General features: G+C 64.8%; 13 protein-coding genes. 2 read left to right on the forward strand and 11 right to left on the reverse strand.

Going from position 1 to position 21,392, the window contains the following annotated elements; translation table 11 throughout:
* Window positions 1-100: 100 nt before the first annotated feature.
* From K7G82_RS13150 to K7G82_RS13200, 11 genes are all read right to left on the reverse strand, one after another.
* Window positions 101-2,962 (reverse strand): M16 family metallopeptidase, encoded by a 2,862-nt coding sequence (locus tag K7G82_RS13150; protein WP_222990363.1) that lies wholly within the window; start codon window positions 2,960-2,962, stop codon window positions 101-103.
* Window positions 2,963-3,186: 224 nt separating this feature from the next.
* Window positions 3,187-5,982 (reverse strand): M16 family metallopeptidase, encoded by a 2,796-nt coding sequence (locus K7G82_RS13155; RefSeq protein ID WP_222990364.1) that lies wholly within the window; start codon window positions 5,980-5,982, stop codon window positions 3,187-3,189.
* Window positions 5,982-9,446 (reverse strand): TonB-dependent receptor, encoded by a 3,465-nt coding sequence (locus K7G82_RS13160; RefSeq protein WP_222990365.1) that lies wholly within the window; start codon window positions 9,444-9,446, stop codon window positions 5,982-5,984. Before K7G82_RS13160 ends, K7G82_RS13155 begins: the two co-directional genes overlap by 1 nt.
* A 154-nt stretch (window positions 9,447-9,600) precedes the next feature.
* Window positions 9,601-10,608, reverse strand: a complete 1,008-nt coding sequence (locus K7G82_RS13165; protein ID WP_222990366.1) for a FecR family protein — start codon at window positions 10,606-10,608, stop codon at window positions 9,601-9,603.
* On the reverse strand, window positions 10,605-11,156 hold the full coding sequence (locus K7G82_RS13170; protein WP_222990367.1) for an RNA polymerase sigma factor: 552 nt from the start codon (window positions 11,154-11,156) through the stop codon (window positions 10,605-10,607). The genes K7G82_RS13165 and K7G82_RS13170 overlap by 4 nt, the downstream gene beginning before the upstream one ends.
* Before the next feature lie 329 nt (window positions 11,157-11,485).
* Window positions 11,486-12,490 (reverse strand): FecR family protein, encoded by a 1,005-nt coding sequence (locus K7G82_RS13175; RefSeq protein ID WP_222990368.1) that lies wholly within the window; start codon window positions 12,488-12,490, stop codon window positions 11,486-11,488.
* Window positions 12,487-13,137, reverse strand: coding sequence for an RNA polymerase sigma factor (locus K7G82_RS13180; protein ID WP_222990369.1), 651 nt, complete (start codon window positions 13,135-13,137; stop codon window positions 12,487-12,489). Before K7G82_RS13180 ends, K7G82_RS13175 begins: the two co-directional genes overlap by 4 nt.
* A 260-nt stretch (window positions 13,138-13,397) precedes the next feature.
* Entirely contained in the window at window positions 13,398-14,582 is a 1,185-nt protein-coding gene (locus tag K7G82_RS13185) for a Fic family protein (protein ID WP_222990370.1), read from the reverse strand.
* Between the two features lie 246 nt (window positions 14,583-14,828).
* A complete protein-coding gene (locus K7G82_RS13190) occupies window positions 14,829-17,045 on the reverse strand; it encodes a hypothetical protein (protein WP_222990371.1) in 2,217 nt (738 codons plus the stop codon).
* Between the two features lie 42 nt (window positions 17,046-17,087).
* Entirely contained in the window at window positions 17,088-17,360 is a 273-nt protein-coding gene (locus K7G82_RS13195) for a hypothetical protein (protein ID WP_222990372.1), read from the reverse strand.
* Window positions 17,361-17,873: 513 nt separating this feature from the next.
* Complete coding sequence (locus tag K7G82_RS13200; RefSeq protein WP_222990373.1) at window positions 17,874-18,887, reverse strand: hypothetical protein; 1,014 nt, start codon at window positions 18,885-18,887, stop codon at window positions 17,874-17,876.
* A gap of 137 nt (window positions 18,888-19,024) precedes the next feature.
* On the opposite strand from K7G82_RS13200, the gene K7G82_RS13205 reads away from it, so the two are divergent.
* Together K7G82_RS13205 and K7G82_RS13210 are read left to right on the forward strand one after the other, a co-directional pair.
* A complete protein-coding gene (locus K7G82_RS13205) occupies window positions 19,025-20,386 on the forward strand; it encodes a toll/interleukin-1 receptor domain-containing protein (protein WP_222990374.1) in 1,362 nt (453 codons plus the stop codon).
* Window positions 20,387-20,426: 40 nt separating this feature from the next.
* On the forward strand, window positions 20,427-21,386 hold the full coding sequence (locus tag K7G82_RS13210) for an AAA family ATPase (protein ID WP_222990375.1): 960 nt from the start codon (window positions 20,427-20,429) through the stop codon (window positions 21,384-21,386).
* Window positions 21,387-21,392: the final 6 nt, after the last annotated feature.

Here is a 21,392-nt window from a genome sequence, read left to right on the forward strand (position 1 = left end):
GGAGGCCCGGAGGGAGTCTTGGCCTTTCCAGGTTAAGCGGGTCACGATCGTGCCGTTTGGCGCGCCGGCACGGATCCGGCGCGCCCTTGTGGAAATGCGTCTATCGCGCCTTCGGATCTTCGGGCAGCACGACGAAACGCTTGAGCTGGTCGCGCTTGAGCAAGTCGTTGGCCAGTGCCTTGATGTCGGCCGCCGCGACCGGTTCGGTCTTTTCGGGCAGGAAAGCGCTGTCCGCGCCCTCGCTCTCGATGAACCGGCGCAAAAGATAGCCTGGCCAGAACCAGATATTATCGGTGCGCTTGAGCATATGGGTCTTTTCGAGTTCGAGCGCCGAGGCGATCTCGGCTGCCGTCGGCCCTTCGGTCTGCAATTTGACGATCTCGGACAGGGTCGCCGCGATCATCCGTTCGACATCGACCACCTTGCAGTCGAAACCGATGCGCGTGTCGAACTCGCCGGTCGCGCTCGACACCTCGGTCGAGAACGATACGGCATAAGTGCCGTTCTCCTTTTCACGCAGGCGGTCGCGCAGACGTGCTTTCAGGATGTTGTCAAAAGCCCGGAACCGGGATTGCGCCGCCAGCCCCCTGGCGCTCAGGCCGGTATACATCAATGTCACCGAGGCATTCTCGCCATCGCCCGCGCGGATCGTCTCGTCAAATGGTCCGCTGCGGAACTGGATGGGACGGCGATAGGAGAACATTTCGCCGCGGCCATTGGCGGGCAGCCGCGACAGATAGCGCGTCACGATCGGAATGATGTCCTCAGGATCATATCGTCCCGTCACGACGAACAGGAACTCACCGGCATTCGAGACCGCCTGCTCGAAATAGCCCAGAGACTTCTCGTAATCGATCCGGTCGATATTCTGCGCGGTGCGTTTGGGATGATCCGCGAAGTCCAGACGAACCGTCTCTTCCAGTTTCTCGAAAAGCAGCGTCTTCGGTGACTTGTCGCCCGGCCGGGAGCGATATTCCCGCTCGGCCTTCATGTAATGCGCAAAGCCCTTGTCCGAGCGTTGAACATGCGTGAACCGGCCATAGACCATTTGCATCAGCGTATCGAAATCGTCACGCAATGCGCCGCCAAGAAAGACCGTCCCGTCCTCGTCGTAAAAGGACGACATCCAGGTATTGCGGTATACCAGACGATCCGTCTCGAACTTGTCCAGGCCGGCCACACCGCCAGCAGAGGCCAGATTGGCGGCAAAACGGGCATTGAGATAGTCATCGCCCTTGTAAATCTCGGGGCCGATCGGGCGAAGCGCCGCGAACTGGATCTGTCCGCCTCGGGGATCCGCCGTGCCAAGCTCGAGATCCGGCTTGAACAGGACGGTCACTCCATTCTCGGGGATGACAACCTTCGTGATACCCATTGCGTCATGGCGGGTCTGCCGGACCGTCCCGGCATAAGCCGGCACGACGACCTTGGTCTTCAGCGCCAGCGGTGAAGGCCGCGGCGTGTAACGTACAGCCGGGCGCCGCTCGGCCTCGGCGATCCAGCGCCGCAGCGTGGCCTCCGACGGCAGGCTGCCCACAAGCTTTTCAGGGCTCACGACCAGGATGTCCCGATCGCTCCCCGCAAGCGCTTCACGTGCAGCCTTGTTGAGTTCGGCCACGGTCAACGAGCGGACAGCATGTCGGTAACTCTCCTCATATTCCGCCCAACTCTGGAAAGCCTCACCGGTCACGAAGTCGTTGACCAGCCCTTCCATGATCGAACCGGGCCCCAGAACGCGCGCTTCGACAGGCCTGTCCGCCAGCAAATCCTGCCGTTCCACGAAGGTTCGGGCAAAATCGAGTTCGTCGGGCGTGAAGCCGAAGGCGAGCACCGACCGACGCACGGCGAGGCCGGCTTCGAGCCCTTCCCTGATGCTTTCGGGCCGCACACGGTATGACGAGATGGCCATCGCCACTTCACCGGCCAAAGGCTCGGAGATCGCCGTCAACGAACGATCATAGTCCGACATGAGAAGGGGTGCGTCATAGCGATGAATGAGCGCGGTCTCCCTTTCGCGGAACATCGCGTCGACAAGCTTGGCGATCACGCGCTCGCGAACCGCCGCATAGCCGGTGAGGCGTGGCGCCCGGCGTTTCGCCAGCAGCTTCACATGGAGTTCCTTCGCCTCGGGGTCGGTCACGATGCGGAATCCGGACCGCGTTTCGAGAGGGGCGGCCCTGATCGCAGGGGAGCGCGCATCCGGCAGCGGCGCCATGTCCGAGAAATGCTTGACGATCATCGCCTCGACAGCCTCGGGATCGACGTCGCCGACGACGATCAGCGCCTGGAGATCGGGCCTGTACCAGTCCCGGTAATAGCGAAGGACCGGCGCGTCATCGGTCTTCTCGATCGATGCCTGCCGGCTTGCCCAGCTACGATAATAACGCGTCATCTGGGGCATATATTGATCCATCAGCCGGGCCCCCATGGTGCGGGTGCGCAGGATCTCGGCAAGCACAGCCTTTCGCTCCCGCTGGCTATCCTTGGCGCCAAGCGAAGCCCCCTGCGCCCAGCCCCGGCTGATCTCGATCGCGGCGGCGAGCAGGTCCGGCCGATCGGCCGGAAACGACAATTTATAGGCCGTGCGATCATCGCTCGTATAGGCGCCGAAGTCCCGCGCGATCTGTCCGCCCCAGCTCGGCACCCAGTCCCAGATGGTGCCGCGGTTTCCGACGACATGGTTGGCGACGATGTGCTCCACCAGATGCGCATGCTCGATCTGGTCGTCGTCCTGCTGATTGAAGCCGGCTTTCACGACGAGACGCGTTTCGATCCGCGCCGGCGAGGATTTCACCCGGCGGATATAATAGGTGAAACCGTTGCCGAGCTTGCCGTGCCTGACCTCGGGATCGAGCCGGACGATCGGAGCTGCGGGCTTACGGCCCATGCCGGCCGCGGCGGCGGTTGAGCCGGCAAGGATCAGCAGGCCGCACGAGGCGATGAGAAGCGATCGGATACGCATGGTTTACTCCTGGTACGGATGAGTGGCGCGACGATTGAAAGGACGCGGTGATGCTTTCGAGGGTCAGCGCCCCCGAGCGCCCCACGTCCTGCGCCGTCGCCCATGAGCGTCGGTCGCGCGACGCCGACGCCGTTGGGCCCCCGGTTCAGCGCAAGGCTTTCACCGGTCCCACGCCGATGGGTCCCCAAAATCGCCCCGAGAGCGCGGCCCTCCGCGACCCGGCCTCACGTCTCGGGCAGCCGGACGAATTCCGCGATGCGCGAAGGATCGACATTCTCCGCGATCCAGCCGGCGACCTCGACGTCGTTCGCGGCCGGCAGTGGCGCAAGCGTCGCACGATTGATCCAGTCGCCCGCCAGTTCGGCAAGCCCCCGCCCGCGGCCGGCCCGTTTGCGACGAGCCCGCGCCAGTTCGTCGCCGGTAACGCCATTTTCGCGCAGGATCCGGAATTCGTCCCTCGCCGCCGCCGCCATGCGATCGACATTGGCGGCATCGCAGTCGAAGCCGATGCTCAATGTTTCGCGATACGGCGCATTGCGCGCGGTGAACCCGCCGCCAGCCGAATATGTCCCCCTCTCGACCGTCCTCAGCCGGTGATTCATCCGTTCGACGAGAATATCGGCGACGAGAAAACCCGCATCCGACACGGGCGGGCCATCGGCACGCATGTGGACGAGGAGGGACACGCTCGCCAATGCGCCTTCCCCGGCCCGCATGGTGTGGCGCCCCGGACGCGGCTCGACGACCTCGCGTACGCGCAGCGGCGGCTTCGGACCTGACGCGGGAAGGTCGAGCATGGCGCCGACCGAGCGCGACATTTCAGCTTCGTCGAGATCGCCCTCGACGAAGATCGTCATGCCCTCGGTATCGCCTAGCGCCAGGCGTTCCTTGCGGCATGCATCAGCCAGCTTGAGCGCTCGCACATCGTCGCCACCAGGCAGCTCGGCCTCGCCAAGCACCCGGGCGATGAAGTTGGAGAAATCCGCGCGAGCCGCCGTCAGGGAGGCAGCGCTTGAAAATGCATCGGAGCGGACCGCAACCATATCATCGAGCGCGTCCGCGCGGCACTGGGGCTCCAGGATTCGCGTCCGCGCAAGTCGAAGCAGCAACGACCATTCACGTGCGGGTCCGCTGACCGACAGGCTCTCGCGCGCGCCGCCAACGGACGCGTCCAACGAAATCTGCCGCGACGCCAGGAAGCGCTGGATTTCGAACCTGTCGAGGCCGCCTAGCCCCGACCAGGCGACCAGGTCGGACGCGAGGTCAAGGCCATTGGCGTCTGCCGGCGCGAACCGCCCCTCACCGCCGCGACGCTCCATATGGAGCCGTATCGGCCCCGCCGTCTTCCGGACGAAGAGCGTGGCATTCGAGCGCGGCAGCGTCGAGCGGCTGAAACCGTGATCCGCCTCGCCCGCGCCGTCCACCGCACGCTTTCCGTTGCCGGGCGCAACTCCGCCCGCCGCGGTGAACGCGAGCAGCTCCGGTTCCCGCACGACCGGGCCGGACAGCCGTGCGGCCGGCGCGCGCGCGACCTTCGCGGCAAGTGAACGGAAATCCATTTCCGACAGGTCGAGCTCGGGCCGATGATCAGGCCGGATCAGGACGACATCGCGCGCCTTGGGATCAAGCAGCGCCTTCATCGCATCATTGAACTCCGACGCGGTCAGCGCGCGAACTTCGCCCTGGATCGCGGCTTCGTCAGGCTCGAAAGCCCCGTCCACGAACAGGGCTTCCCAACGGCCCGGGCCACCCCGAAGTTGCGGCGGCGAGCCCAGCAGGCGAGCACGCGCCGCCTCGATGTCGGCCACGCTGAAACCCTGGCGCCTCACCGTTTCCAGAAGGCGAAGAATCTCGAAAAGACCGTCAGCGACCCTGCCGGGACGGAGCTTGCCCTTCGCAACGAGCACATCGACCCCGCCATAACTGCCCGGATTCCCATGGAACGACGTCGAGACGCCGCCAGCCTCGAGAGGCGAGCCGTAGCGTTGGGTGATATTGGCAAAGGCGCCCGCCAGCAGCATATCCGATATCCGCGCGATCGCTGCCTGCCGGACCAGGCCAGGGGACCCCGCAGGCTGACGCCTGTACTTGTAGCTGACGGTGAGATCGGATTCGCGCCCGCCCGGGCTCGCGGTCGCGACGAACGCGCCGCCCGCTATCGCTTCGATCCGAAGATCCGCGCGCTGCGGTACCGGCTCGCCCGCCGGAATGTCCTCGAAACGACGGCGAATCTCTCCAAGAGCGACATCCGGGTCGATGTCGCCGACGACGATGAGCGCCATGTTCGCCGGAACATACCAGCGCCGATGAAAGTCACGGATTGTGGCCGCTGTTGCGCTTATCGTGCCCGCGGGGTCGAAGTGATAGGTGTAGAGCGGCTCTCCCGGATACCAGGTCCGTCGCAGCGTCTCGAAGCCGTGCATGATCGATGGACTCGCCCGGCGCTTTTCCTCGACCACCGCCTTGCGGTCGCGATCGATTTCCTCGTCGCTTATCTCTCCGGGCGTTGCCCAGTCCCGGAGAATGTCAAACCCTTCCGCGATCGCTGCCGCCTCGTTCGCGGGCATGCGGATAAAATAGTTGGTCTGGACAAATCCGGCGCCGGCATTGAAATCGCCGCCGGGCACACCGCCATATCGCGCGACACGCTGGGCGGGCGATCCCTTGGTCGCGATATCGCGCAGCTTGTGCGACACGATGTGCTCGACGACATGCGCGACCTCCTGTTCGCGCGGCAGTATTTCAGCCTCGCCCGCCCTCACGACGAGCCGGAACTCTACCTTGTCGCCGGGCTGTCCGCGCTCGATGAAATAGCGCAGTCCGTTGGGCAACGTGCCGACGCGTTCGTTCGCGCGAGGCTGATAATGTGCCGCCGGGCGGGACGCGAAGGCGGGCACATCGGCAGCCGCCACGGCGAAGCAGAGGGCGGCGAGACTGGCGGTGGCGAGAGCACTCCGTCCACGGCACAGGGCCGTGGACGGGAACCGCCGTCCCGACGGTATCGACAGGATGTCGCGCATCAGAAGTTCGCCGACAGGCCGAGGGTGACCTTGCGGCCGCCAAAATAATAGCCGTTGATATAATATTTCGGTGTTTCGCCGACACCTCCGACGGTTTCCTCGTTGACCGCGTCGGCGGTGCCCCTGAGCAGATTACGGCCTTCGACATTGAACCGGAGATCAGCACCCGCCAGCTTGAAATTATAGACGGCCCGGAAGTCGAGCGAAGTCGCGGCCTCATAATAGGTATCGAGCAGAAAACCCCGCTCGCCCGATGGCCCCTGACGGCGCGACTGGGCACTGTAATAGAGCGAGGCATCGAATCCGGGCCGCGTATAGGTGAGACCGGCGGTTCCCGAATGACGAGGGGAATTGTCGAACGGCAGGATGCGCTGATAGGCGATATTCTCGCGGCGCAGCAACGCACCGTTCGCGCCGTAGACAGGCGCGCTCGACCAGTTCAGCGTGGTCGATTTCTGGCTCTTGCTGAAGGTGTAGTTGGTATAGATTCCGAAGCCCGAGAGGAATCCAGGCAGGAAGCTCAGCCGTTTCTCCGCGGACACCTCCACACCCCAGACTTTCGCGAGCTTGGGATTGTTGATCGGGATGGTGTAGGAGACATAGGTGTCCGCTGGCAGCGGGTTCAGCAGCGGGTGGTCGGGAAGAACGAAACCCTCGCCGAGCGAACTCAGGCCCGTCAGGATATTGGCCTCAAGCAGGTTCTTGATCCGCTTGTAAAAGACATTGACCTTGAGGGCACCGACCTGGCCGTCATACCATTCAGCCCCGATGTCGAAATTGTGCGTCATGGCAGGTTTGAGCGCGGGATTGCCTTCCTGGACCATCAGGCCCGGCTGGTTGCCGCCGGGACCGAACACGCGGGCAGCGAAGAATGAGACGTTACGCGATCGGTTGAGCTGCTGGATCTGCGGCCGCGCCACAGTCGAGAAATAGCCGGCGCGGACGATCAGATTCTCGGCCGGGCGATAATTGGCGAGAACGCGGGGAAGATAGCTCGTGAGTACATCAGATGCCGTGACCAGCTTCCGGTTGGCATTGGAGAATGCCTGATCGGTGAGCCAGCTCGCGTCGGCGACGGAGATCGAATTGAGAAAGGCGGCATCGACCTTGTTGCGGTCGATACGAAGGCCGCCAATCACCTCGACCTTGCCGATATCCGCGCGCGCCTGGATATAGGCCGCGATATTCTCCTCGATCGTGTATTGTTGATCCATGATGGGGTCGCGCGGCGTCTTCAGAAACGTCGCATGGCCACCCGTCACCAGATTATCGAGATTGTTGAGGAACGTACGAACCGATTCCTCGGTCAGGAAGCGATAGACCGTATCGCCGGCGACCGCCGAAAACGGCAAATTCGCATAGATGAGCCCGATCTCTGGAAGCGGTGCCTGGTAATAGGCCGGAGGGGGCCCGTAGATCGGATTATAGGTGAGCGAATTCGAGCTGAAGTTGCGGAAATTCGAACGCCGATACTGGATGCCGGCCTCGACATATTTCAGGATCCCTGGCCCGAACTCATATTTCGCGCTGACATCGCCGGTCCAGTTGTTCGACTTGCCGCGCAGATTCTCCGAAGCATAGACGCCCGCGAAGCGAGACAATGGCAAGGTGCGCAACGTCTCGAAGCCGGCGGCCGTGAGAAGCGGGATCGGTACGCCTCGACCGACGCGCGGGCCGAAATAGCTGGTCACCGTACCCGTGTCGGGATTGATCGCCTCGGGCGCCAGCACCGAGGAAGGCGTCACATCGTTGAGCAACGTGAAATTGGCGCTGAACGGCGTAGCGGAGCGGCCTTCCGCAAAACCCGCGCTGTAATTGAGGGTGAGCGGACCAAGCGCCGACTTGCCCCGGAAACTCAGATTGTCGGTCTCGTCCTTGCTGTTGGGCGTATACTGGACGAAGTTCGAGACCCGCACCACATTGGATGCGTCGCCATAGACGTAGCGCAGCGCGCCATTCTCGGCCGGCACTGCACGCAGGCTGCCATATTGGCCAAAGCCGGCCCTGATATTGTAGTTCATGTTGAGCGCGTTCTGCTCGCGCCGCGACCCCACATAATCGACCTGCAGGGTCGTCGAGCTGCTCACCGCCCACTCGGCGGACAGCGAGACATTGAGCGTCTCCGCGGCGACATGATTCCTGTTGGTCTGCGATCCGACGATCAGATATTCAGCGCCGTCATAGAAGGGAAACGGCGTCCGGGGATCGAGATCCGCCAACGTCGCCGGCTGGCCGTTTGGCGCGAGGGGAAGATAGGCGCCGGGCGTTCCCTGCGCATTGTAGGAATAGGTCGTCAAATCCTGCTTTCGGAACTGCACCGACGCACTGATGCCGAAATTTCCGCTCGCTCCGAACCGTGCCGACGCCGTACCGGAAACCAGATATTCGTAGCCGAAGCCCTTGCCCAGCTTCGTGCCGTCGGCACTCAGGTTGAAATAGCGCCTCGGCCGATCGAGCGGCGATTTCGTCTCGATCTCGATGAGACCGCCCGTGCCTGCGCTCTCGTGATTGGCGAGCAGGGTCTTGTTGATACGGATCTCGGAGACCGCGCTCGAAAGGATATTGTTGAGATTGGCCGATCGGCCGATGCCGCTGCCCTCAGGGAGCGCGATCCCGTTGAGCTTGATCTGGTTGTAATCGGGCGACAGGCCACGAACGATCACATTGGTGCCATCGCCGGTGTCGTTGCTCTGCTGGAATGCGATACCGGGCGCGCGCCGCATGGAATCGGAGATCGTCGTGCCGTTGAAATTGCCGAGCAGGTCACCTGAGATGATGGTCGAGCTATTCTCCGCGGTACGCTCCTGATTGAGCGCCTGTGCGCGCGCGGACACCTGCCCCATCACGATGATCTCGGGATTCCTGCCTGCGGCAACCAGCGTGATCGGGGCGTTCGCCGTCTCGCGCGCGGACACCTCGACCGACATGGTGGTCGTGGGATAACCCAGATAGGACACCGAGAGCGTCACCCGTCCGGCTGGCACGTTCGCGAACCTGAACTGCCCCAGTTCGTCGGTGGCGACGACATCACCGGTCTCCTGGATTTCGACGCGTGCGCCCTTCAGCGCCGCACCGGTCGTCTCCTCGTTCAGGCTGCCGGCGATCGTTCCCCTGCCCGAGCGGGCCGCAGCACCCCCGTCACCGGGGGCGGCGCCGTTTCCCCTTGCCGACTCCACCAGGAAGCTTGTCTCTCCATTCTGGCGCAGACGAAGGCCCGATCCAGCGAGCAACCGCTCCAGCGCGTCGCGCGCCGTCATGCGTCCGTCCACCGCCGGCGCCGTCCGGCCGCGCGTCAGCGCCTCCGGCGCGGTGACATCGACATTGGCCTGGCGCGAAACCTGGAGAAGCGCGTCGGCGAGCGGGCGCGCGGTCAGGCTGAACGCGATCTCGCCGGCCTGCGCGTGCACGGATGTGCCCGCCGTCACCATCGCGATGCCCAGTGCCCCCGCCGCCGCGCATCGCATCCACCGACCTCGAACCCGTGCCACAGTCCCCTTGTTCATCATCTACCCCCCATTTTTGGCGCGCCAAGCGCGGGGAGCATCACCGGCTCCCATAACCACAAACGGGAGGGCCATCTCGATCAGCAGATTTTTTTTACGAGACCGTCACAAAGTGTCAGCGCGCCGAGAATGTGACGCTGCCATCGGCGCCGCGCGTGGCGATCACCGGCAAGGTCGCCTCGACGTTGCGGACGAACTGGTCGAGATTGCCCGCGCGGATCGAGGTCGTGAGCCTGAGGCCCGCGACCCGCTCGTCGCCCAGGCGAATAGGCGTTGCGGTATAGCGCTGCATGTCGCTGACGATCTCGCCAAGCGGAGCCTCCGAATAGAACAGCCGGCCCGTACGCCATTCGCCGGGCGTCATCGCGGGCGCCGACACCTCGGTGAAGGTCGCGCCCTCGGTGAGGTTGACGTGATGGCCGGCGGTCAGGACCCGTTCGGGCGCCGTCCCGCCGAGAGGCAGCAGGCGCCGCTTGCGCAATTCGACGCGCCCCTCGAGCACCGAGACATCGACCGTGTCACCGATCCAGCGGACATCGAACCTGGTGCCGGTCACCCGGATCTCGGCATCGCCCGCGATGACGGTAAAGGGCCGGCCGGGGTCATGGGCGACCTCGAAAAAGGCCTGACCGCGGCGCAGCACGACCTGGCGGCTCCGCGCGTCGAACCGCACATCCATTCCGGACTGCGCGCCCAGCGTCACGCGGCTGCCATCGGCGAGCGCCAGCGCACGCGTCTGGGCGGTGACGGTCGCGATCCCGGCCGGCCGCTCGCCGGTCAGGGCGGGCCCCAGCACCGCGACCGCGATCGACGCCGCCATGGCGGCCGGCAATATGAAGCGGCCGGCGCCACGCAACGCCCAGTCTTTCAGCCTGACGACATTCGAGCGGCCATGGCCGTCCGCCTCCTCGCGCCAGCCCGGCAAAAGGGCATCGAGCCGGGCGGCCTGGAGATAGACTTTCCGCGCCTCGTCGAACGCGTCCCGATGGTCGGGCGACTCGGCCAGCCAGGCGTCGCGGCGCGCCAGCGCGGACGCATCCGCGTCCTCGAGCAACAGCCAGTCGCGCGCCAGCGCCTCGATCTCCTCGCGCGGGTCGGGTCGGGACATGGCGTCCGTCGTCATCGCCGCATCTCCTTTACGCAAATCTCCAGCACGCGCGAGACCAGGCCCCGCGCTCCGGATTCGGATACATTCAGCCGTCGCGCGATCTCGACATAGTTGAGACCGTCGATCCGGTGCAGCAGGAAGGCCGACCTCTCCTTCGGTTTCAGGCGCCCTATGATCGCGGCGAGGCGCTCCAGTTCCTCCCTCGAGGACAAGACGTCCTCGGCACTGGGATCAGCACGATTTTCTTCGATGAGCCGCAAGGTTCCGGCCGCGCGCTGGACGGTGCCGTCCTGCCGGCGGGCGTCGATGATGAGATTGTGCGCGGTCCGCAGCAGATACGCCTTGGGATTGGGCACGGCCTCCCGGTCGGGCAGAGCGGCGAAACGCGCGAATGCGCCCTGAAGCACATCGTCCGGGTCGGGTGGGCCGTTGCCGAGCTTGCGCCGCAGATGGCCCCGCAGCTCGGCGGCATGGTTGCGGTAAAGCCGGTCCAGGAAGGTGTCGCCCAGGCGGATGCCCGAGCGCTCGCCCGGCATATCCAACCCGGTCTTGAGCGGATCCATGCTCACCCGACATATCCTCCACGAGTGCTTTAGCATGCAAATCCGGCATGGATTGGCAACCGCTTCCTCATGGGCGGCGCGATTCCGCCGGACCGCCGGACGCGAGTCCCGGGCCGGTGATGCGCGCGTCGCGCAGTGATCGGACCATATCGAACGCTCCCTGTGCGCCCCATCTCCGGGGGCTCAGGCGTAAGACGGACGAGCCATGCCGATCAGCAGAATTTTTTGTCGGTCCCACGGCCCGACCGGATCGAGCCATTGCGCGGCGAGCAGCTATCCAGCACCGCGCCGATCGTCAGCGGCTGGACGTCACATCGGCGTCCAATGCCTCACTCGCCCGCCGCGCCGTCGACCATCCAGACGGTCCCACGCTTCTCGACCCGGACCGGAAGCGCCGCCTCGATGGCATGCCGGAGGCCTTCATCGTCGCCCGCCCGGTAGGACATGGTCAGCGACATCGCCCCGATCGCCGGGCTCGACGCTTCGATCCGCGCCGCGGAATAGCGCGCCGCGTCGGCGAGGATCTCACTCAACGGCGCATCGGCATAATAAAGCCGTCCGCTGCGCCATTCGCCGGGCACGGTGGCGGCGGGCGCCGCCGGCGCGAACGCCCCCGCCTGCGGCGCCAGTTCGCTCTTCTGCCCGCCGGTCAGCACCGCATCGGGCGCGCCCGCGCTCAATAGGCTGAGCAGCCCGCGCCGCCGGACCTCGACCTTGCCCTCGAGCACTGACACCTGAACATCGTCGCCGACGAGGCGCACGTCGAACCTGGTGCCCCTGACCGTGATCTCCGCATCGCCCGCCACGACCACGAAGGGACGCGCCGGATCGTGCGCCACCTCGAAAAAGGCCTGGCCGCGCGCGAGCTCGACACGCCTGCCGGTGGCATCGACCCGTGCCTCGATCCCCGAACGGCCGCCGACCGTCACCCTGGACCCATCCGCGAGCGCCACGACGCGGGTCTCCGCCACCCGCGTCGCGATCTCGATCGCCGCGGGCCGGGTCAGGTTCGGGATGCCCAAGGCCAGCGCCACCGACGCCGCGAGACCGACCGGCGCGGCGATCCATATCCAGCGCCGCGCGCGCGGCCGCCAGCCCGACCGCAGCGCCGCCGCCTCGGCGCGCCAGCTCTCGTCGGCCGCGATCGCCGTGCGCCCGGCGCCGGACCATGTCGTCCAGGCCCGCCAGAAGGCCGCGTCATGCGCGGGGTCGGCATCGCGCCATGCCGCGCATGCCGCGGTCAGGCCTGCGTCGTCGCTTTCCATGAGCCGGATCACCCAGTCGCGGGCGACGGTGTCGACGTCGCGGCGGTCGATCGGTGCGACATTGCTCACCGGCGGTCTCCCATCGCCGTGGCGCAGCGCTCGAGCGCGCGCGAGACCAGCAGGCGCGCACCCGAATGCGACACGCCGAGATCGCGCGCGATCTCGGTGAAAGGGGCGCCGTCGACGCGGTGCATCAGGAACGCCACGCGTTCCTTGACCGGCAGCGCCGCGATGACCTCGTTCATGACCTCGATCTGCTCCTTCGATGACAAGAGATCCTCCGGGCTGTGCTCCAAGCCCGCATCCTCGAGGATAGCGACGCTCCGGTGCACGAGGCTGGTACGCAGGCCGCGGCGATGATGGTCGATGACGAGGTTGCGCGCGATCCGGCGCAGGAAGGATCCGACATTGTCCACCATATGCCCGACGCCGGACAGGCGCATGAACGCCTGTTGCGCGACATCCTCGGGATCGGGCGGGCCGCTCCCGAAATTGCGCAGCACATAGCTGCACAGCTCGCGCCAGTGCGCGCGATACGCCGCATCGAAACCCGCGCCGAAGCCCGTATCCGCTCCGGGCTCGCCGCGTTCCTCGTTCTCGCCGGTCTCACGCTCGGGCCGCGTCATGCCGACCAGATTGATCGCTTGCCGGCGCGGCGACAAGTCCCCGGCGCGCCACGGTCGCACCCGATCGGCATGCCTGATCGCCCGTCGCACCGCTTGCGCGCTCCGTCCCCCGACATCGCCACCCCACATCAGCCGCCTCCAGGCTATGTCTGCCCTTAACCTTGAGTGACGAACGGGAAGCGCCGGATCGCATGAAGCGGGCAAATATTTTTGTGACGCATCGTCACGGTGATCCATGCACCGCCGGACAGCCGAGCATGGGGCCGGTCAATGTTCGATCAGCAGCGAAGCCCCGCCGCGAACCGCGGCGCGGCCCAACGTGACAGCGCGCCTCCGGCGACGCATCGCAATCACGCAAGCACCGGCGCGGCGCCAAAAGGTCGATTGACGATCGAGAGCACCTCGGACGCGACAAAGACGCGATTGCGCGCATAGCCGGTCCGTTCCTTCAGGATGCCTGCGTCTACGAGATGGTCGATCGCATTGAGCGCAGCCGGCGCGGAAACCTCAAGCTGTCCCGCAAGACGTTTGGCGGTGATAACGGGATATTGCGGCAGGACGTCCAAGGCGCGCAGGGCGGCGGACTCCTTGCGGAAGTGACGACGATCACGCCAGCCATCGGCGAGCGATGAAAGTGCCGCGCGCGTGGCGAGCAACTCATCGACGGTGCCCGTGACCGCATCAGCCATGAACTTCACCGCCGTCGCCCAATCCAGCTTTTGCTGAGCCGCCTTCAGTGACGCGTAATATTCCTGCTTGTTGGCCTCGATATACGGAGCGAGGTAAAGCGGCACCTGTCCGTCCGCCGCCATCATGAGCGGCAGGAGCAGTCGGCCGACCCGGCCATTGCCATCGCGAAACGGATGGACCGCTTCGAAATGGGCGTGCGCGATTGCCATGCGGGTAATGAGGCTCTGTGTCATGACCTGCATGCCCTCGGCCCTCATATAGGCGACCGAGTCGGAGAGCGTTTCCTCGATGCTGTCGGGCGGCGCGGGGTTGTAAGTCGAGTAGGCAATATCGTGCGCGCCACCGATCCAGACGACGCGGGTGCGGATTTCGCCGGGCACGTCGCGGTAATCGGGATCGCGCGCCATGGCCTGCGCATGCAGCGTCGTTACGAGAGAACGCGTGAACACAGCCGGACCATCTGCTGCAGCATCGCGGATGTGACGCTCGAGGATGATGGCATAGTCGCGAACCTGCAGCGCGGCATGACGCGTCTCGTCCGCCGCGCCTTCCTCGACGGAGAGAAGCTCGTCCAGCGTGGAGTTGGTGCCCTCGATCGCGGAACTGCTCACCGCTTCGCGGCGCGCCAGCAGCCTGCTGACGAGAAAGCCGCCGCCAGGTTCACGGGCGAGGACATCGACATGCGCCATCGCCCTTGTCGCGCGTTGCAGGCTGGCCAGTGCGTCGCCCAGCTCGACCCCATGCTCGGGCGGTGCCGATGGCACCACGCCATAGTGCGCGGCATGGGGTGGCGGCAATCGCTTGAGACGATCGACAACCGCTTGAGAGAGATCTCCCCGGCGCATGGTGATATCCTTCAATATGAGCCAATATGATGATCCATATTTAAGGATAATATCATAACCTTTAATATGAATCCATGCATGCCTTCTTATTAAAGGTTAAGACTGCAGAGCATACGGACCGTGAGGCCCTGCGATATGTGAAAGCATCACACAGAGCCGACGCCTTCGAAATACCATTTCAACCGCAAGCTCTCCGCTGCCCCTAAAAGACGTCCTGGTTCTCCAAGGGAAGTACCCCGCCCATACTCACTGCACTTTGGCGCGAGCGTAGAAGGGACGAAGGGCTGCCCGAGCCTCGGGCGTACCGCCAACGCTTTGCCAGGTGATCCGCACGAGGTGCTCGCCATCGGTCGCCGCGGTATAGGTCCGCTCGATGGGAACCGCCTGCTTGCCCGGCGCCCCGATCGCGATCTGGAGCCCGCGTGCGGATGTCGGACTGTAACTGAACAGCTGGCCTGCGCGAAGCATGATCTTATAGTCACAAGGCTCCGCACCCGGGAGATGCCCCTCGAAAATAAGGGTCCTGCTCTTGCTACTCGTCGGGGAAAGCTTGCAAACCGGTGCGAGGACGGCCAGCGGGCCAACGTCTGCAGTTATACCGTCGAGCATTTCCGTCACTGCGGCGGGCTTGGCGATCGTCGAGCCGGGCGTCCGATAGACCTTTGTGGCGCCATCCTGCCGCAGCCCGATCTCGAGTTTGCGATGACGCTGATCGATGATCAGATAGGCGCCGTCACGACCCGCAACATTCGCCGCCCGGCCGGTGACCCAGAAGATGCCGTCCTTTTGCTGCAAAGAACCACTGTCCGCCATCAGCGCCATGAAGCTGTCATAGTCCTCGCCCGTCAGATCACGGAGATGCGGAGCGATGATGCTTGAGGTAAAAAGCCCGGTTTCGGAGGGTTTCTTGGTCGCAAGACGGTCGAGTTGCGACCATGGACCGGAGGCATCCCGGCCGATCTCGGCGACACTCGGGACCTCGGTCTTGGGAACGATCCAATAGGCGATGAGGCCGCTCGCCGTCATCAACGCCCCGATGATCGACACATAAACGATGTAGCCGAGATTGTCCGAACCCGATTTCTGCGAAAGCGTCGTACCGATCGCGGAAGAAAAGCGGTTAACCCAGATGCGAACCGCGCGCTGGCCGGGCACCGAGGTGATACCCTTGAAGAACCAGATAAAGGCGATAAATCCGAGCACAGCAAGAACGAGCACGAAGCCCAGCGGATTAGCGACCACCCAGTTTATGAAGTCGACCGCCGTGTTGGGTTTCATCGCCGGACAGGGTGTATTGGTGACCTTCATCGCGTCGCAAAGAAGCGGCTGGATCTGGACCGCCCCTGCCCAAAGCGCGAACGCCGACAGGATCACGCCGACCAGGATACCGAAAAGCTGAAGCAACGCGCCGCGCTTGGATTCATTCAGCGCATCAAGTGCCTCGATCGAAGCACGGACATGGTTGAAGTCATAGGGGATGATGCCCTTATGCGCGACCATGTCCTCCTCGACCCTGCGCTTGCGCTGGACGCGCGCGAGGAGAGATTGGAACGCGTCCGCATAGGCAAGGACGCCAAGGGCCTTCTTGTTGCTCGTCGGAGCGTCCGAATGACGAAACTCCACGACGACCTTTGCGAGGCCGCGCAAGGTGTCTATCCGCCATTTGGAGTCGTCGAAGGTCGGCGCACTTGTGTCGATGCGGTAGAGATCGAGCAACTGATCCGTGTGCGGATCGTGATGATAATGGTGGTGGATAAGGTCCTTCAGACAGAAATAGATTTGCGACGGCAGGATTTCGGCCGCGAGCGTCTGAACATTGGTTGGCGGCCTTTCAAGGGTATCGCGCCCCAGAAATTCGTCCATGTCGAACCAGATGCGCAATTCACCTGTCCTGAACAGCGCGAAATTGACCCGGTGACAGGCAATCTTGCCGCGATAATCGTTCGCACGATCGGCGACAAACTCCGGCAGCGCCTTCGCGGCAAGCACTTCATCAGGAGCCTCGCACGCGACGCCTTTTCCGATGGCGTCATCCACCTCGGCAAGGAAAGCCTTACGCGCCGCCGACGCCTCCGCATCACTGTCACGCGGCAGCACAAGGACGACACCGACGAGAACGCCGTGTTCTTCCGCCCGTTCACCGACCTTGCCGTCGAGCAGAAATGGTGTGTTTGCCGCTGAAGTTCGCGCCGACACCACATAGTCGAGCGTTACCGAACGGCGAAAATGACCGACAAGACGCCCCGGAAGAGGAAAATCTTCGGCGGAGCGCCGATGGTGGATGACCATCGCGCGCCCGCCATTGGCGCAGCTGCCAAGATTGAGGGCCTGCGCCTCGCCATTTGCGCATACAAGGCCGAACGAAAGGTGCCCGGACACATTGGGCACCCAGCCGACATAGCTATAGGCCGCGCTGGTCCACGGATAGTCGCCGACAGTCGATAAATGGAAATTAGCCGTCAACGCCTGCGCACCCCCGCCCCTCCGACGCCCGTGATGGGACGATCAGATCAGCTCCGAGGAAGGTGCCCGTGTCTGGCGGATATGAACGAGTTCACCGCCATTGGCCTTGAGCTCTAGACCTTCGAGCTCATGCATTGTTGCACCGGTCGTCGTGGCCGGGAGACTCCCGGCCGCCCAGCTCTGCACACCATAGCGCTTGCGCCGCAGCCGCGTGATTTCCTTGCGGCCATTGCGAAGAGCACTCAGGAACACCGTTCCGAGGATGACCGCGAGAAAGCCGAAGAAAATGGCAAGGATGGTGAGCGCGATCTGCATGATTACCGGTTAACGCCCCCCTTGGCTCGATCGTTCCTCCGATTCGTGAAACGGCCCTTTATACCGGACGGAACCGGTAGACAAGATACCGGCCCACCAAGCATCCGGGCCCAAAAAAGGGCAAGGCGAGAACATTTGGTGAATATACAAACAAGGTCGATCGCGACCTTGCCAGCTTCTATATACCCCTATGCCTATTACATCGCTTACATGAGCAACCACCGAATACTTCTCGAAAATATTGGTGAACAGAATCTTGCCCCAACAACCTCGAAATGTGAAAAAGGGCGGATAAAGGGCTCAATCAGCACGTAAATCTACCGGATTGCTTCACCGGAGCGAGGCATCATGGCGCAACGGAAACCTTAGCGTCGCCAACCCGGCCGAATGCGATCAACGACGCCGCGAGAGCTCCACGCTTTAGTACACGAGACGCCCGAAAGAACCTCGCTTATGTGTGCCCCCGGCGCCCCGGGTCTTCGATTACTTCAACACGATCACACGACCTGCCTGTCAGATCCGGTAGCTGATCCGGATGGCCGAGCGGGAGAACTGGTCGAGCTCGTCCATCGCGATCCGCTCGACGCGGCGGACATTCTCCGCGAAATCCACCCCGTCGCCAGAAAGCGCGGCCTCGGTGGTATCGAGCGAATGGACATAATGTTCGTAGCGGCGCCTGGAGGTCTCATCGATCGTCGCCTCGTCGAGGATCGTCTTGGCGAGACCGAAGATGAAGGCGGCGACCGCAATGAAGTCGATCCAGGCCGACCAGGCGGGGCCCACGGACGGCAGGATCTTGAGCAACAGCGACACGACCGTGAGGATCGCGCCGAAGAGGAACAGCATGTCGGCCATGCTCTCGACGAAGCGTCCGCGCTCGCGCAGCTTGATCAGCTCGGCGCTCGCGAAGCGCCGCTGATAATCGGTCCGCAGCGCGGAATAGGCGCGCATGGCCGTGTCGGCGAGCGGCCCGGGCGTCACCGCCCGCGCGGGCACGCATCCCTTGATCCCCAACTCGGCGGTGAACAGGTCGATGCTCGCCTCGCCCGCGTTCAGCTCCGACCGGAGTTCGGCGAGGCGCGCGCGGGAAAAGGCGTCGACCGCCTGTTCGAGCGCCGCCGTGTCGGGCGCGTCGATCGCCAGCGGATAGGCCTGGAACTTGAGGCTGCGCAGCCGCTCCGCGGCGAACCGTGCGAGCAGCCAGCGCTGCTTCACGCGCGTCGAGATGAGCCAGAGCTGGATGCCGACCCCCGCGCCGCCGAGCAGGATCGCCACGACGCTGGCGAGCGTGCGCCATTCGAACTCGGGAATGACGAGCGCCTCGGCGACGGTATAGATGGCGCCGGCCAGCACCATGTAGACCGCGCGGCGTCCCCAGCGATGATAGATGCGCTTGGCGGCGACCGCCTCGGCCTCATTCTCGTCGAAGACGGGGTCGATGACCGGATTGGCGATGAGCGGCGCGAGCGACGCATAGAGTTCGCAGACATCCGCCGCCGGAAACATGTCGCGATTATGCTCTTGCATGGCCCACTCCCCGTTTCGAACCTTTCTTGTCCAAGTTGCGCGATGGTTCAACCGGCTCGTTACATTGCCGGGACAACGCGTTTTTGCCTTTCGCGGCAATGGCATTTGCGCGATATCCGGCAAGGGGAGTGACGGGATTGGCGCGGGCGTTCAGTTTCCTGATCCATGCGGGTGACGACAAGGCGCGGATCGCGCCGACCGTCCGCGCGCTCATCGAGGCCGATATCCCGCTCTGGATCGACGATCCGCGCCATCCCGACCTCGGCCTCGGCGACGACCTCATCGCGAAGCTCGCCGGCCGGGTGATCGAAGGCGCCGACTGGCCACGTCAGCGCAACCAGGCGCTCCAGACGGCGACCTCATTCCTCATCGTCGTGAGCGAAGCCAGCATCGCGGACACGCGCGCGCAGGTGCAGATGGAAGCCGCGGTCGCGGAGTTCCGCGAGGAACGCGACGGCTGCCCGATCTTCCCGCTGCCGCTGTCGCAAGCCGAGCTCGAGCGCGGCGCGTCGCTGATCGGCCGCCGCCAGGGGTTCAAGACCTATGTCGAACAGGGCGACGACGATCAGCGCGGCGCCTGGCGCCTCACCGAACGCGGAGCGCGCGATGTCGGAGAGCTGATCGCGGAACTGCGCAAGGCGCACAGGACCGCCGCCGGGCCCCGCACCATAACGCTCGAGATGCCGTCGCCCTATCTCGCCGACCGCCACGCCCAGGCGATCGACATGGCGGACGCGCTGCGCGGCGCGGGCACGGCACCCGAGCCCCGACTGGTCCTGCCCGTGATGCTCGGAACACGCGACGACCGGCCCGACAAGTTCGCGCTCCATCAGTTGCCCGACCGGCTCGTGCCGAGGCTGCTGCGCGTCGACGGCTGCGAGACAGTCTCGCTGCCCTGGCCGCATTATGCGCGACACGATCCGCGCCGCGCCGCGCGCTTCCTGCGCGACGAGATCGACGATCAGGGCGCGGCACAGGGCGCGCTCATCGTCTATGCGCAACCCCGGTCGGAGGATCTGCGCTCCCCGGTGGCGATCTCCGCATGTCTCGAACTCTGGTGCGCGACCTGGCACGACTGGGCGGCGATGGATCGGCGGCGGGCGCTGCTCCCGGTCCTGGACCTGCGGACGGACCTGATGGGCAGGCCCGCGCTCGCGAAGCTCTCGGCGCTGTTCCGCCGGCGTGGTTCGATCGCCTCCCGGCTCCAGGCACAGGCGGGGCCGCTCTCGGAACGCTATCCCTCGGTCATGCCGCTGGTGCTGCCGCCGCTCGGTCGCATCACATGGTCCTGCATCGAGGAATGGCTGCGCGACGAAGTGGGCGCCGCGCTCGGCGAGGCGCGGGCCGCGGACTATCGCGCGCGGCTCGACCGGAGCGTCCCACATGCGGGATTGGAGATGGAGCGCTGGGCGCGGCATGTGCGGCAGATGACCGGACCGCCGGCGACAGGCCCGCATGACGGGCGCGTGTCGACAGGCGCGCCGGACATGCGCGGCTGAAGGCACGGAATTCAGGAAAACGGCTTCGCCAGGATAGGGGGTGAGTGTGGACTGGTATCGCGGCGACGGAACGAGACGGGACGATCCGGGGTCCGGCGGCATGGCGGGAAGCCGGGCGGACGCGCTGACGGATCCGGCGGGCTATCGTCCCAGCGACGAAGCGCGCGACGCCGTCAATGTCGCGCTGCTGATGGGATTGCCGCTGCTCATCAGCGGCGAGCCCGGCAGCGGAAAGACCCAGCTCGGCTTCGCGGTCGCGCACGAGCTCGGCCTGTCCAGGCCGGAGATCTTCGTGACGCGATCGACCAGCCAGGCGCGGGACCTGTTCTACCGCTATGACGCGATCGGCCATTTCCATGCCGCCCAGACCGGTCGCGGCGCCGATCCCGCCCCGTTCGTTGAACTGCAGCCGCTCGGCCGGGCGATCGAGAGCGCCCTGCCTCCCGCCGACCGGCTCTCCGCGAGCGGCAGCGAACGCCGCCGCTCACTGGTCATCGTCGACGAGATCGACAAGGCACCGCGAGACTTTCCCAACGACCTGCTCCACGAGATCGAGCATCTGCGCTTCCGCATCCCAGAGACCGGCCGTCCCGAGACGCCGCCGATCGACGACGCGTTCCGGCCGATCGTCTTCATCACCACCAATGCCGAACAATTGCTGCCCGACGCCTTTCTGCGTCGCTGCGCCTTCGTCCATCTCCGCCCGCCGACGGGCGAGACGCTGGCGCGTATCATCGAGCGGCGCTTCGAGGGCGTGCTCGCCCGCGACCATGCGCTCGTCGCCGATATCGTCGCGCTGTCGGACGGCCTGCGTCAGCAAAACAGGCTCGAACGCGCGCCGAGCAGCGCGGAACTTCTCCAGTTCCTCTCCGCCCTGATGATGGCGGGCGGATCGGCGGGCCTGGGGCTCAGGGAGCAGCCGATCCCGATCGAGCCCTGGCTCGCGCTCCTCGCGAAGACGAGCGGCGACATGGCCCAGTTGCGCGACGCGCTCAGCTGAACGACG

It is taken from the genome of Sphingomonas colocasiae, assembly GCF_019880585.1.
Classification (GTDB): domain Bacteria; phylum Pseudomonadota; class Alphaproteobacteria; order Sphingomonadales; family Sphingomonadaceae; genus Sphingobium_A; species Sphingobium_A colocasiae.